11 protein-coding genes, 1 pseudogene and 1 riboswitch are annotated in these 14694 nt (G+C 66.2%); of the genes and pseudogenes, 10 read left to right on the plus strand and 2 right to left on the minus strand.

Features of this window, described 5'->3' with window-relative positions; all coding sequences use genetic code 11:
- Nucleotides 1-79 precede the first annotated feature (79 nt).
- The 7 genes from xdhA to J8I82_RS30665 all read left to right on the plus strand — a co-directional run bounded on the left by xdhA (nt 80) and on the right by J8I82_RS30665 (nt 9847).
- A complete protein-coding gene (gene xdhA, locus J8I82_RS30635) occupies nt 80-1582 on the plus strand; it encodes a xanthine dehydrogenase small subunit (protein WP_209763297.1) in 1503 nt (500 codons plus the stop codon).
- 19 nt (nt 1583-1601) lie between these two features.
- Entirely contained in the window at nt 1602-3956 is a 2355-nt protein-coding gene (xdhB, locus tag J8I82_RS30640; RefSeq protein WP_209763298.1) for a xanthine dehydrogenase molybdopterin binding subunit, read from the plus strand.
- 153 nt (nt 3957-4109) lie between these two features.
- The gene (gene xdhC / locus J8I82_RS30645) at nt 4110-5099 is read left to right on the plus strand and encodes a xanthine dehydrogenase accessory protein XdhC (RefSeq protein WP_209763300.1); all 990 of its coding nucleotides are present in this window, start codon (nt 4110-4112) and stop codon (nt 5097-5099) included.
- Between the two features lie 51 nt (nt 5100-5150).
- Entirely contained in the window at nt 5151-6206 is a 1056-nt protein-coding gene (locus tag J8I82_RS30650) for an adenosine deaminase (protein ID WP_209763302.1), read from the plus strand.
- Between the two features lie 65 nt (nt 6207-6271).
- The gene (guaD, locus tag J8I82_RS30655; protein WP_209763304.1) at nt 6272-7591 is read left to right on the plus strand and encodes a guanine deaminase; all 1320 of its coding nucleotides are present in this window, start codon (nt 6272-6274) and stop codon (nt 7589-7591) included.
- Between the two features lie 204 nt (nt 7592-7795).
- Nucleotides 7796-8956, plus strand: coding sequence for a fatty acid desaturase (locus J8I82_RS30660; RefSeq protein WP_245180305.1), 1161 nt, complete (start codon nt 7796-7798; stop codon nt 8954-8956).
- A 52-nt stretch (nt 8957-9008) separates the two neighbouring features.
- Nucleotides 9009-9240: riboswitch (yybP-ykoY riboswitch) on the plus strand.
- Nucleotides 9241-9271: 31 nt separating this feature from the next.
- The gene (locus J8I82_RS30665) at nt 9272-9847 is read left to right on the plus strand and encodes a TMEM165/GDT1 family protein (protein ID WP_209763306.1); all 576 of its coding nucleotides are present in this window, start codon (nt 9272-9274) and stop codon (nt 9845-9847) included.
- A gap of 266 nt (nt 9848-10113) precedes the next feature.
- On the opposite strand, the gene J8I82_RS30670 is transcribed toward J8I82_RS30665, so the two are convergent.
- Nucleotides 10114-11319 (minus strand): urate hydroxylase PuuD, encoded by a 1206-nt coding sequence (locus J8I82_RS30670; protein ID WP_209763308.1) that lies wholly within the window; start codon nt 11317-11319, stop codon nt 10114-10116.
- Nucleotides 11320-11350: 31 nt separating this feature from the next.
- Nucleotides 11351-11704, minus strand: a complete 354-nt coding sequence (gene uraH / locus J8I82_RS30675) for a hydroxyisourate hydrolase (RefSeq protein ID WP_209763309.1) — start codon at nt 11702-11704, stop codon at nt 11351-11353.
- A gap of 310 nt (nt 11705-12014) precedes the next feature.
- Here uraH and J8I82_RS30680 point away from each other — a divergent pair, with 310 nt between their 5' ends.
- The 3 genes and pseudogenes from J8I82_RS30680 to J8I82_RS30690 all read left to right on the plus strand — a co-directional run.
- Entirely contained in the window at nt 12015-12782 is a 768-nt protein-coding gene (locus tag J8I82_RS30680) for a GntR family transcriptional regulator (RefSeq protein ID WP_209763310.1), read from the plus strand.
- Nucleotides 12783-12976: 194 nt separating this feature from the next.
- Entirely contained in the window at nt 12977-14383 is a 1407-nt protein-coding gene (locus J8I82_RS30685) for a nucleobase:cation symporter-2 family protein (RefSeq protein ID WP_209763311.1), read from the plus strand.
- A 111-nt stretch (nt 14384-14494) separates the two neighbouring features.
- A pseudogene (locus J8I82_RS30690) lies at nt 14495-14694 on the plus strand (allantoinase); the annotation flags it as partial.

Below are 14694 nucleotides of genomic sequence, written 5' to 3' on the forward strand. Positions count from 1 at the left end.
TGGCGCATATCACCTGGGCCGAATATTGCAAGAAACGTGGCGATGCTATGTTTCCGCCATCCCCAAGAGAGAGAAGACCATGGAGACGCAAACCATCCGCTTTTTCCACCGCGGCCAGGTCAAGGAAGTATCCGACGCCCCCATTACCCGCACCGTGCTGCAGTACCTGCGTGAAGACGCCCGCTGCACCGGCACCAAGGAAGGCTGCGCCGAAGGCGACTGCGGCGCCTGCACCGTCGTCATCGGCGAGCTGCAGGACGGCGGCGACGTCGAATTCAAGGCGGTCAATGCCTGCATCCAGTTCCTGCCCACGCTCGACGGCAAGGCCCTGATCACGGTCGAGGACCTGCGCCAGGCCGACGGCACCCTGCACCCGGTGCAGGAAGCCATGGTCGAGTGCCACGGCTCGCAGTGCGGCTTCTGCACCCCCGGCTTCGTGATGTCGCTGTGGGCGCTGTACCAGCAGCACATCCCCGGTGGCGAGGCGCCTTCGCGCCAGACCATCTGCGACGCGCTGACCGGCAACCTGTGCCGCTGCACCGGCTACCGCCCGATCATCGACGCCGGCGAGCGCATGATGGCCCTGCCCGCCCCGACGGACGGCAAGCTCGACCCGAAGCAGATCGCCGACACGCTGCGCAACCTCAAGCGCGGCGAGACCTTCCGCTACCGCGCGCAGGGCCAGGATTTCTTCGCCCCGCGCACCGCGGCCGAGTTCGGCGCCATCAAGGCGGCGCAGCCCGATATCCGCATCCTGGCGGGCAGCACCGACGTCGGCCTGTGGGTCACCAAGCAGTTCCGCGAGCTGGGCAACCTGCTCTATGTCGGCCAGGTGGACGAGCTGAACCGGATCGAGGAACGCGACGGCATGGTCGAGATCGGCGCCGCGGTCACGCTGGAGAAGGCCTACGCCGCGCTGAATGCCGCGCATCCGGAACTGGAAGAATTGTGGAAGCGCTTCGCTTCCCTGCCAATCCGCAATGCCGGCACGCTGGGCGGCAATATCGCCAACGGCTCGCCGATCGGCGACTCGATGCCGGCGCTGATTGCGCTGGGTACGGAAGTGGTGCTGCAGCGTGGCGAAACCCGCCGCACGCTGCCGCTGGAAGACCTGTACCTGGCCTACCAGAAGACCGCCATGCAGCCAGGCGAATTCGTCGCCGCGCTGCGCGTGCCGGTGGCGGGGCCCCAGCACTTCCGCACCTACAAGTTGTCCAAACGTTTTGACGAGGATATCTCGGCCGTGTGTGCCGCATTCGGCATCACCGTGCAGGACGGCATCGTCAGCGAGGCGCGCATCGCCTTCGGCGGCATGGCCGCCACGCCCAAGCGCGCGGCCGCCACGGAAGCGGCCCTGACCGGCCAGCCGTGGAACGAAGCCACCGCCCGCGCCGGCATGGCCGCGCTGGCGCAGGATTACACCCCGCTGACCGACATGCGCGCGACCGCGTCGTACCGCAGCCGCGGCGCCGCCAACCTGCTGTACCGCTTCTGGCTGGAAACCACCAGCGAAGCGCTGCCCGCGGCAGCCGTCAATGTCCGTGCGCCCGGCGCCGGCACCATCGCAATCGTCACGGCCTGAGAGAAAAAGGAAAATCGGCATGAACAAGCAAACCGAACCCTTCCTGCTTGACGCCGGCATCGCCGCCGAGGCAGTGCCACAGGTCGGCATCTCGCGTCCGCATGAATCCGCCCACCTCCACGTGGCAGGCACCGCCACCTATACGGACGACATCCCCGAGCTGGCCGGCACGCTGCACGCCGCGCTCGGCATGAGCAGCCGCGCGCACGCCCGCATCCAATCGATCTCGCTCGACAAGGTCCGCGCCGCGCCCGGCGTGGTGTCGGTGCTGACGGTGGACGACATCCCCGGCACCAACGACTGCGGGCCGATCATCCACGACGACCCGATCCTGGCGCGCGACGTGGTGCAGTTCATCGGCCAGCCGGTCTTTATCGTGGTGGCGACCTCGCACGACGCCGCCCGCCGCGCCGCCCGCCTGGGCGTGATCGAGTATGAAGACCTGGCGCCGGTGCTGTCGCCGGAAGCCGCGCACGAAGCCGGCAGCTATGTGCTGCCGCCGATGCACCTGAAGCGCGGCGAGGCGGCCCGCCATATCGCCGGCGCTGCCCACCAGGACGGCGGCAAGATCCACCTTGGCGGGCAGGAACAGTTCTACCTGGAAGGCCAGATCTCCTACGCCGCCCCGCGCGAGAACGACGGCATGCAGGTGTGGTGCTCGACCCAGCACCCGACCGAGATGCAGCACGCCGTGTGCCATATGCTGGGCTGGCAGGCGCACCAGGTGCTGGTCGAGTGCCGCCGCATGGGCGGGGGCTTCGGCGGCAAGGAATCGCAGTCGGCGCTGTTCGCCTGCTGCGCCGCGCTGGCCGCGTGGAAGCTGATGTGCCCGGTCAAGCTGCGTCCGGACCGCGACGACGACATGATGATCACCGGCAAGCGCCATGACTTCGTGTTCGACTACGAAGTGGGCCACGATGACGCAGGCCACATCGAGGGCGTCAAGGTCCAGATGGTGTCGCGCGCCGGCTTCTCGGCCGATCTGTCCGGCCCGGTGATGACCCGCGCCATCTGCCACTTCGACAACGCCTACTGGCTGCCGAACGTGCAGATCGACGGTTACTGCGGCAAGACCAATACGCAGAGCAACACCGCCTTCCGCGGCTTCGGCGGCCCGCAGGGAGCGTTTGCGATCGAGTACATCCTCGACAACGTGGCCCGCAACGTCGGCAAGGATTCGCTCGAGGTGCGCCGCGCCAATTTCTACGGCAAGACCGAGAACAACGTCACGCCTTACGGCCAGACCGTGGAAGACAACGTCATCCATGAGCTGATCGACGAACTGGTCGCGTCCAGCGCATACCGCGCCCGTCGCGAAGCCACCCGCGCCTTCAACGCGCAGAGCCCGATCCTGAAGAAGGGCATCGCCATCACCCCGGTGAAGTTCGGCATCTCGTTCAACGTGGCCCACTTCAACCAGGCCGGCGCGCTGGTGCACGTCTACAACGACGGCTCGGTGCTGGTGAACCACGGCGGCACCGAGATGGGCCAGGGCCTGAACACCAAGGTGGCGATGGTGGTGGCGCATGAGCTTGGCATCCGCATGGAACGCGTGCGCGTGACCGCGACCGATACCAGCAAGGTGGCCAACACCTCGGCGACCGCGGCATCGACCGGCGCCGACCTGAACGGCAAGGCCGCGCAGGATGCCGCGCGCCAGATCCGCGAGCGCCTGGCAGCCTTCGCCGCGCGCAAGGCAGGCGTCGAGCCTTCCGAAGTGCGCTTCAACGACGACCTGGTCAGCGCGGGCGAGCTGCGCGTGTCCTTCGGCGAGCTGGCGCGCGAGGCCTACGTGGCGCGCGTGCAGCTGTGGTCGGACGGCTTCTACACCACGCCCAAGCTGCACTGGGACCAGAGCAAGCTGCAAGGGCGCCCGTTCTACTACTACGCCTACGGCGCCGCCTGCTCCGAGGTGCTGGTCGACACGCTCACCGGCGAATGGAAGCTGCTGCGTGCCGACGCGCTGCACGACGCCGGCCGCTCGCTGAACCCGGCGCTGGATATCGGCCAGGTCGAAGGCGCGTTCATCCAGGGCATGGGCTGGCTGACCACCGAGGAACTCTGGTGGAACAAGGACGGCAAGCTGATGACGCACGCCCCGTCCACGTACAAGATCCCGACGGTCAACGATTGCCCCGAGGAATTCAACGTGCGCCTGTTCCAGAACCAGAACGTCGAGGACAGCATCCACCGCTCCAAGGCGGTGGGCGAACCGCCGCTGCTGCTGCCGTTCTCCGTGTTCTTCGCGATCCGCGACGCGATTGCGGCGGTGGGTGACTACCGCATCAACCCGCCGCTGAAGGCACCCGCCACCAGCGAGGCGATCCTCGACGCCGTGGAAGCGGTACGCGAAGCGGCAGCCCCGGCCGCCTGATCGCGGCAACGAAGCGATCGCAAGGAAGCGCGCGCCCGCGGGCGCCCCGGACTTTCCCCCCGTGCCTGCCTTGACAGGCACGGGGCCGGCGGACGAAGCAGGCGCGCGCCCACCCCGCCCCAGCAAGACCAAGTATTTCCAAAAGGCCCCGACATGCAGGACGCACCGCTCAAACCCTTCCGCTTCGCCGACGCCGCCCGCATGGTGCGCACCGGCGTGCCGGTGGTGATGGTCACCATCGTCGAGGTCAAGGGCTCGGCCCCGCGCGAGCCCGGCATCCGCATGCTGGTCAGTCCCAACGACCTGGTCGGGACCATCGGCGGCGGCCACCTGGAATGGCGCGGCATGGATATCGCGCGCGCGATGCTGGTGCGGCATGAGCAGCGCCGCGTCGAGCGCATCCCGCTCGGCCCGGCGCTGGGCCAGTGCTGCGGCGGCGTGGTGCAGCTGGCGTTCGAGGTGCTGGACGAGGCCGACCTGCCCTGGCTCGATGCGGTCGAACGCAATTTCGCCGTGCATCGCGCGCTGCAGCGCCACGTGCCGGCCAGCGGCGCGGTGACCTTTGCCGATAGCCGCGCCGTCCTGCCCGCGGTCGACCTGCGGCCGGACGGCAGCTGGACCGACACGTTGGTGCCCGACGCCATGCACGTGGTGCTGTTCGGCGCCGGCCACGTCGGCCACGCGCTGGTCAAGGTGCTGGCGACGCTGCCGTGCCGCGTGCACTGGGTCGACGAGCGCGACACGCTGTTCCCCGGCGGGCTGCCGGACAGCGTCGAGGCCGAGGCCAGCGATACGCCCGAGGCCGTGGTCGCGCAGGCGCCCGCGGGCAGCTATTTCCTGGTGATGACGCACAGCCATGCGCTCGACCAGACCCTGTGCGAAGAAATCCTGAAGCGCACCGATTTCGCCTACTTCGGCCTGATCGGTTCCAAGACTAAGCGCGCACGCTTTGAACACCGCATGGCCGAGCACGGCATCGACCCGGCCAGGTTTGCGGAAATGACATGCCCCATGGGGGTTCCCGGGATCACCGACAAGGCTCCGGCTATGATTGCGGTTGCCATCGTCGCCCAGCTGCTCCAGGTTCGCGAACAGCGCTTAGCCGCGCTGCGTGCGGGCCTGGCGGAGGCGGTGCATCCCTGAGAACCCGTGCCGCCGGCCCTGGCCGGCGGGCATAGAGAACACGAGGCCCCCATGACCATCGATGCCGCACTGGCGGACAAAATCCGCCGTACCCCCAAGGCCGAACTGCATGTGCATATCGAAGGCACGCTTGAGCCGGAACTGATCTTCCGGCTGGCCCAGCGCAACCAGGTGGCGCTGCCCTACCCCAGCGTGGAGGCGCTGCGCGCCGCCTACGCCTTTACCGACCTGCAGTCGTTCCTCGACATCTACTACGCCGGCGCCAGCGTGCTGCTGACCGAGGAAGATTTCTTCGACATGACCATGGCGTACGTCAAGCGCGCCGTCGCCGACAACGTCCGCCACGCCGAGATCTTCTTCGATCCGCAGACCCATACCGCGCGCGGCGTGCCGATCGGCGTGGTGATCGACGGCATTGCCGACGCCCTGGCCCAGGCACGCACGGAGTATGACTTCTCCAGCAGCCTGATCCTGTGCTTCCTGCGCCACCTGCCGGAGGAAGACGCCATTGCCACGCTGGAAGCCGCGCTGCCCTACCGGGACCGCTTCGTCGGCGTGGGGCTGGATTCGTCCGAGCAAGGCAACCCGCCGGAGAAGTTCGCACGCGTGTTCGCGCGGGCGAAGGCGCTGGGCCTGCACCTGGTCGCGCACGCCGGCGAGGAAGGCCCGGCGCAATACGTCACCGATGCGCTCGACATCCTGAAGGTGGAGCGCATCGACCATGGCGTGCATGCCATTGACGACGCCGGGCTGGTCCAGCGCCTGGCGCGCGAGCGCGTGGCGCTGACGGTATGCCCTCTGTCCAACGTCAAGCTCAAGGTCTACCCCGACCTGCGCGACCACCCGCTCAAGCGCATGCTCGATGCGGGCGTGGCGATCACGCTGCATTCGGACGACCCGGCCTACTTTGGCGGCTACATGAACGCCAACTGGGAAGCCACCTTCGACGCACTGCCGCTGGATGCCGCCGACGCCCACAAGCTGGCGCGCAACAGCTTTGAAGCGGCCTTCCTGTCCGAGGTGCAGAAGGCCGAGTTCCTGGCCGAGGTCGACCACTTCTGGTCGGCCAAGCCCAAATCCCCGCCCGTGAAGGCCCCCACGGCCTGAGCGGCGCATGCCAATAGCCCGGCCCGCCGCGTGTTCACGCGCGGGCCGGCCACAAGAGACAAACGATGACGACCACCCCCACGACTGAGTCCACCACCCGTGCCATCCGCGGCCGCGTGCTGCATTTCCTGCGCGACCCGCAATTCCATGAGGATGCGTACCAGTATTGGGACGACGGGGTACTGATCGTCACCGACGGCCGCATTGCCGCCGCCGGCGAGTATGTGAAGCTGGCAGACCGCATCCCGGCCGGCGCCGAGATCGTCGACCACCGCGGCAAGCTGATCGTGCCGGGCTTTATCGACACCCACGTGCACTACCCGCAGACCGACATGATCGCGTCGCCGTCGCCGGGCCTGCTGCACTGGCTCGACACCTACACCTTCCCGGAAGAGCGCCGCTTCGCCGATGCCGACTACGCCCGCGGCGTGGCCGGTTTCTTCACCGAAGAACTGCTGCGCAACGGCACCACCAGCGCGGTGGTCTGGAGCACGGTGCACAAGGCCTCGGCCGACGCGCTCTTCGCCGAAAGCGAGGCACGCAACCTGCGCATGGTCACCGGCAAGGTGATGATGGACCGCAACTGCCCTGAATTCCTGCGCGATACCGCCGAGACCGGCGCGAAGGACTCGGCCGACCTGCTGTCGCGCTGGCATAACAAGGGCCGCCTGTCGTACGCCATCACGCCGCGCTTCGCCCCGACCTCGACCGAAGCGCAGCTGGCCGCCTGCGGCGAACTGGCGCGCGCCTACCCCGACGCATTCATCCAGACCCACGTGGCCGAGAACCGCGATGAGGTCAAATGGGTCGCCGAGCTGTTCCCGGACGCGCGCAGCTACCTGGACGTCTACGACCGCTACGGCCTGCTGCGCCCCGGCGCGATGTACGGCCACGCCATCTACCTGGACCAGGACGACCGCCGCCGGCTGGCCGACAGCGGCGCCGCGGTGGCGCACTGCCCCACTTCCAACCTGTTCCTGGGCAGCGGCTTCTACGACTTCCACCAGTCCGACGCCAACCGCCTGAAGGTGACGCTGGCCACCGACGTCGGCGGCGGCACCTCGTTCTCGATGTTCCGCACCATGAATGCCGCGCACAAGGTCGCGCGCATGGGCGGCTACTACCTGACCGCGCTGCGCATGTTCTACCTGGCCACCCGCGCCGCCGCCGAGGCGCTGGGCTGGACCGGCCGCGTCGGCAGCTTCGGCGAGGGCTGCGAGGCCGACTTCATCGTGCTCGATCCCAAGGCCACGCCGCTGATCGCCCGCCGCAGCAACCGCTCGGAAACGCTGGAAGAAGAACTGTTCGCCTTTGCCATGCTGGGCGACGACCGCGTGATCGACAGCGTCTACATCATGGGCGAGCCGGCGCGCGCTACCGCCTGATCCGTCACATCCGGCACTCCTGTCCGGCGACCACGGCGCCCGCCCTTCGCGGCGGGCGCGCTTTTACCGCTTAGCGCGTCCCCCCGGATTGACGCCCGTCAAGAACTCCACCGGCAAAGCCTTCTAACCTTGCGGTTTCGCCATGGCCGGCATGCGTCGGCCGCATGGCAGACACCATTCGACCGCAAACCCAGAAGGTTCCGCATGACCGCAATCCCATCCACGCCCTCAGCGCATCCCGAGCATGCCGCGCATGCCCGGCAGTCCGCCAAGCCGGGGCGGCTGCCGCTGCCCGAGCCGGTCGCCCCGGACGCGCCATTCCCGTCGCGCAAGGTCATCCGCAGCTGGCTGATCCCGCTGGGCGAGCGCAGCACGCCGCGCGCGCTGGCGCTGTTCGCCTTCGACTACCTGCTGTTCGCCGCCGTGCTGGCCGGCGTGGTGCTGGCCCCGCACTGGGCCGCCAAGCTGGCGCTGGGCGTGCTGGCCGGCCTGGTGATCGCGCGCCTGTTCATCATCGGCCACGATGCCTGCCACCAGAGCCTGACACCGCGCCGCGGCCTGAACAAATGGCTGGGCCGGCTGAGCTTCCTGCCGTCGCTGACGCCGTACAGCCTGTGGGAAGTCGGCCATAACGTGGTCCACCACGGCTATACCAACCTGAAAGGCTTCGACTTCGTCTGGGCGCCCTACTCGCTGGAAGAATTCAACGCGCTGCCGCGCTGGCGCCGTGCGATGGAGCGCATCTACCGCACCGGCTTTGGCCCGGGCCTGTATTACCTGGTCGAGATCTGGTGGAGCAAGCTGTTCTTTCCCAGCAAGCAGCAGATGGCCTCACGCCGCCCGGTGTTCGTGCGCGATTGCCTGCTGGTGGCGGCCTTCGGCGCAGCCTGGATCGGCGGGCTGGTGGCGCTGGCCTTTGCTACGGGCCAGTCGGCCTGGATGCTGGTCGGCGCCGGTTTCGTGCTGCCCTTCCTGGTGTGGAACGTGACCGTGGGTTTCGTGCTGTACGTGCACCATACCCATGCCAGCGTGGCGTGGTACGACACCAAGACCATGTGGGCCAAGGCGCAGCCGTTTGTCTCGACCACCGTGCACCTGCGCTTCCGCCATGGCATCGGCTCCGCGCTGCACCACATCATGGAGCACACCGCGCACCACGTCGACATGAGCGTGCCGCTGTATCGCCTCAAGCGCGCGCAGGCGCTTCTGGAGCACGCGCTGCCTGGCCGCATCATCATCGAGAACTTCTCCTGGCGCTGGTATTTCGATACGGCGCGCCGCTGCAAGCTGTATGACTTCAAGGCGCTGTGCTGGACCGATTTCCGCGGCCGCCAGACCAGCGAGAACGCGCCGGTGCCGGCCTGATCACTGTGCCGACCTCGGCGGCTGCGGTGGACGATCCAGCGCCGCCGCGGGTATAATCGCCGCTTCCATTGGGGAGTAGCCGCCCTGCTCTCACCGCGCCGCGCAATGCGGACTTCGGGGGACAGGGGCGTACGTCAACAGACTTGACCGCTTGCGGTTATGGCGTGCGCAGCTCCGGACCCGCCTGGCCAGACTGGCCCAGGCAGCGTCCATGCCTGGCGAGACCGATGACCATACCTTTCTGGCCGGGCCGGGAAAGGTGTGCGTCATTGGCATCTCGCGATGCATTGCGGCCCGGTTATTCCACATAACAACATGGAAGCCTTCCTCGTCTCCACAGGCATCGTCGCCCTTGCTGAAATGGGCGACAAGACGCAGTTGCTGTCGCTGGTTCTGGCGGCACGCTATCGCAAACCCCTTCCCATCATCCTTGGCATCCTGATCGCCACCCTGGTCAACCACGGCTTTGCCGGCGCACTTGGCGGATGGATCACGCATGTGGTCGGAGAAAACCTGCTGCGCTGGATCCTGGGCCTGGGCTTTATCGCGATGGGCGCATGGATGCTGATTCCCGACAAGCTCGACGATGCCGAGCAGGCCAGGCCGGCAAAGGGCGCAATCGGCGTGCTCGGCACCACCATCGTGGCCTTCTTCTTCGCCGAAATGGGCGACAAGACGCAGATCGCCACGGTGGCGCTGGCGGCGCGCTTCAGCGACGCGGTGGTCGCGGTGGTGGCCGGCACGACCTTCGGCATGATGATCGCCAATGCACCGGCCGTGCTGCTGGGCGACAAGTTTGCCAACAAGATGCCGATCGGGCTGGTGCATAAGATTGCTGCGGCAATCTTCGTGGCGCTTGGCGTGCTGGCGCTGATGAATATCGGTGGGTGACTATGCGTTTTTAGTCGCTGCTGGTGATATGACGTGCAGTTGGCTGTTGAAGCTGCGTTGTTGCCATTGGTGACATGCTGTCGGCACCGTCAAGTGTCGTAGCCTGCAAAAAAAACGGGACCCAAAGGCCCCGTCCAAACCCTCGCCGGTCCGGTACTAACGGATGCCAACAGCACACCCCTCCAGACCGTCGATCACCGATGCTCGGATTTCGCGGGCCGGCTCATCAAAAGCCGGCCCCAATACTTTTCAGCTCATGCCACCAATCAGTTGGTGGTCTTGGCACCGCCTTCGAACCACTGCCCCAGCAGCGCGCGTTCGTCGTCGGTAATCTGCGTCACGTTGCCCAGCGGCATCGCCTTCTGCTGCACCGCCTGCTGGTAGATCAGCTGGGCGTGGGCCTTGATGTCTTCCGGCGTCTCGAGCTTGATGCCCTTGGCCGCGGTCGGCATCATCTTCGGCTGCTCGGCATGGCACTGCACGCAGCGTGCATTCATCACTTCCTGGACCTTGGCGAAGCTGACGGACGCAGCGGCTGCCTCGCCACCCTTGGCCACCGCCGGCCGCGGTTGCGGCGCGATCATCACTGCCACCACGCCCAGCGCGGCAACGCCCGCAGCCGGCCACAGCACGTTGATCTTGCCCTTGTGCTTCAGGATGAAGAACTGGCGGATCAGCACGCCCGACAGCATGATCAGGATCAGCACCACCCAGTTGTACTTGGACGCGTACGTCATGCTGTAGTGGTTCGACAGCATCGCGAACAGCACCGGCAGCGTGAAGTAGGTGTTGTGCACGCTGCGCTGCTTGCCGCGCTTGCCGTGGATCGGATCCACCGGCTGGCCGGCCTTCAGTGCCGCCACCACCTTGCGCTGGCCCGGGATGATCCACGCCAGCACGTTTGCGCTCATGATCGTCGCGACCATCGCGCCGGTCAGCAGGAACGCCGCACGGCCGGAGAAGACATGGCATGCGACGTAAGCGGCTGCCGCGATGTAGATCGCCACCAGGATGCCGACCAGGCGGTCATTCTTGTTGAACAGGCGGCAGATGCTGTCATAGACGATCCAGCCGATCAGCAGGTACGACACCGCGAAGCCGACCGCCGCGCCAGGCGACATGTCGAACACATTCTTGTCGATCAGGAACGTGCTGGCGTTGAACAGGTACAGCACCACCAGCAACGCGAAGCCGCTCATCCAGGTCGAGTACGACTCCCAGTAGAACCAGTGCAGGTTCTCCGGCAACTGCCTGGGCGCGGTCAGGTACTTCTGCGGGTTGTAGAAGCCGCCGCCGTGCACTGCCCACAACTCGCCGTCGACGCCCTTTTCCTTCAGGTCGGGCGCGGTGGGCTTGGTCAGGCTGTTGTCCAGCCACACGAAATAGAACGAAGAGCCGATCCATGCGATGGCGGTGATGACGTGCACCCACCGCAGCAGCATATTGGCCCAGTCGAGGATATAGCCTTCCATGTCTTGTCTCCTGTTTCCCTATGCCACCGCGTCAGCTGCCGCGGTAGGTCGAGTACGACCAGGGCGAAACCAGGAGCGGTACGTGGTAGTGCGCGTTGACATCGGCAATGCCAAAGCGCAGGGGAACCACGTCCAGGAAAGCCGGCTCGGGCAGCTTCGTACCCTGTGCGCGGAAATAGTCGCCCGCGGCGAACTCCAGTTCGTACACGCCGGCGGCAACGTCGGCGCCTTCCAGCAGCGGCTGGTCGCAGCGGCCGTCGTGGTTGGTGACCACGGTCTTCAGCGTTTCGCGACGATTGTCGACAATTCTATGGAGAGTAATCGACATCCCTTGTCCGGGCGTGCCGGCAGCGGTGTCAAGAACGTGGGTGGTCAAGCGTCCCATCGTATTTGTCCTTTTGCGATTGGGTTGTGAGGGGCGCCGCTGCCTTCACTAGCACCATTTATGGGAATGGTGCCCGCTCGGTACGTCTGGTAACGCATCCCGGCGCTGGGTGGTGCGTGGCGACAATGCGCCTGCCCGACCCGCTTGGCAATTCAGGGATTTCCCTGAGTTGTCGAAAACCTGAGCTGGTTTTGTTGACAATATTGCAGCCTCAACCAAATAATTGTCAACAATTTTCGGATCACCAGACCCTGATACAGGGGATAACGGGGGTCCGGATCGACCTGATTGCATGACTGCTGGTGCCAAGATGTCCAAGAGCCTGAAGCTGATTGCCGGTGCCACCGGCGTTTCCGATGCCGATCCGACCGGGTCCCTGCCCACCAGGCCGGACAAGCCCGCGCGCAAGGGCTCGGTCGAAGAGCGCATGTACCACGAGATCTACGACGCGATCATGGAGCATCGGCTGCCGCCGCGCACCAAGCTCACCGAGCATTCGCTTTGCGAGATCTATGCCACCGCGCGCCACACCGTGCGCAAGGTGCTGTCGCACCTGGCCGCCGACGGCATGGTCGACCTCGAACCCAACCGCGGCGCCTTTATCGCCAGCCCCTCCACCGACGAAGCGCACGACATGTTCGAGCTGCGCCAGATGCTGGAGCGCGCGGTGCTGGAAAAACTCGCCAGCATGCCCGACGTGAAGACCGTGATCACGCCGCTGCGCAAGATGGTCGCCAGCGAGCGCCAGGCCTTCCTGACGCACGACCGCCCGAAATGGATCCGCCTGTCCGCCGAATTCCACACGGCGCTGGCGGAGCTGTCGGGCAACGCCCTGCTAGTCAACATGATGCGCCGGCTGGTGTCGCGCACCACGCTGATGATCGCCAGCGTAGAAGCCCCGGGCAACAACGCCTGCTCGTTCGACGAACACGAGGAAATCCTCGACGCACTGGAGCAGGGCGATGCCGCGCTGGCCCAGTCGCGCATGGCGCACCACCTCGGCGCCTGCGCCGACCGCGTGCAGCCGGATGAGCCGGGCAACTTCGATCTTCGCAGCGTACTAGGCCGCTCCACCTAGCACGGTGTTCCCGCCACGCCCCCGCAAGAAGAAGGCCGAACGCCCGTCGTCCGCACCGCGCCCAGGCAGTGCAAACGAGAGCGCAGCGACGGCAGGCCGACAACAACCATAGCAAAGCCGGCAACACGCATTGCTGGCACAGAACTGGCACGGACGTGGCGTTCCCATCAAACCAAAGGAGAGGAGACGCACCAATGAATTCCGCAAGCACCACGGTCCCAACGGACCTCACCAACGAGCGTTTGCCTTCAGGGCGCCTGCTCGCGCTTGGTTTGCAGCATGTTCTGGTGATGTACGCCGGCACGGTTGCCGTACCGCTGATCGTCGGCGGCGCGCTCAAGCTGCCCAAGGACCAGCTGGCCTTCCTGATCAATGCCGACCTGTTCGCGGCCGGCCTGGCCACGCTGATCCAGGCCATCGGCTTCTGGAAATTCGGCATCCGCCTGCCGGTGATGATGGGTGTGACCTTTGCCTCGGTGGCGCCGATGATCGCCATCGGCACCGATCCCAACGTCGGCCTGCTCGGCATCTACGGCGCGGTGATTGCGTCAGGGATCTTCGGCATCCTGATCTCGCCGATGATGGGGCGCATGCTCGGATTGTTTCCGCCGGTGGTGACCGGCACGGTGATCACCCTGATCGGCGTGTCGCTGATGCGCGTGGCCATCAACTGGTCGGCCGGCGGCCAGCCCACCACGCGCGCCGTCATCGACGGCGTCGTCAAGGAAGTGCCCAACCTGGCCTATGGCGACCTGGCCAACCTTGGCATCGCCGGCCTGACGCTGGTCATCATCCTGCTGCTGACCAAATACGGCCGCGGCCTGGTGGCCAACTGCGCGGTGCTGCTGGGCATCATCATCGGCACGCTGGTGGCGATGGCCATGGGCAAGGTGTCGTTCGAGGGCCTGGAAGACGCCAGCTTCGTCGCCGTCATCACGCCGCTGCATTTCGGCATGCCCACCTTCGAGGTGACCGCGATCCTGTCGATGTGCATCGTCATGCTGATCACGCTGGTGGAATCGACCGGCATGTTCCTGGCGCTGTCGGATATCACCGGCAAGAAGCTGAGCAACGACGACCTGACCCGCGGCCTGCGCGCCGATGGCCTGGGCACCGTGATCGGCGGCATCTTCAACACCTTCCCGTACACCTCGTTCTCGCAGAACGTGGGCCTGGTCACCGTGACCGGCGTGCGCTCGCGCTATGTGGCGGCAGCGGGTGGCCTGATCCTGATCGCCTTCGGCCTGTTCCCCAAGATGGCTCACGTGGTGGCCTCGGTGCCGCAGTTCGTGCTGGGCGGCGCCGGCATCGTGATGTTCGGCATGGTGGCCGCCACCGGTATCCGCATCCTGGGCTCGTGCGATTTCAACCGCAATCGCCACAATCTGTTCATCGTCGCCATCGCCATCGGCTTCGGCATGATCCCGACGCTGGCGCCGACTTTCTTCCAATATCTGCCGAAGTGGACTGACCCCTTTACCCATAGCGGCATCGTGCTCGGCACGATCGTGGCCGTAGCGCTGAACCTGTTCTACAACGGCATCCAGTCGCGCGAGGAAGCGATGCGCAACGCCGCCGCCAATTCGCACGGCACCGAATAACGGTTATATCGAAGTATGCCGCCGGGCCAGTGACTGGCACGCGCATTGCACAGTCGACGGCGCTTGCGGGCGCCGCGGCCCGGACGGTTCCCCCTGAAGCAAGCAACGACCATGACAACAGAGAACTATCCACGCGATCTCATCGGTTACGGCGCCCAGCCTCCCCACGCCCGCTGGCCGGGCGGCGCGCGCGTCGCCGTGCAGTTCGTGCTCAACTACGAGGAAGGCGGCGAAAACTGCGTGCTGCACGGCGACGCCGCTTCCGAGCAGTTCCTCTCCGAGATCGTCGGCGCCGCGGCCTACCCCGACCG

The sequence above is a fragment of the Cupriavidus consociatus genome (assembly GCF_017814975.1).
In the GTDB taxonomy this organism is placed as follows: Bacteria; Pseudomonadota; Gammaproteobacteria; order Burkholderiales; family Burkholderiaceae; genus Cupriavidus; species Cupriavidus consociatus.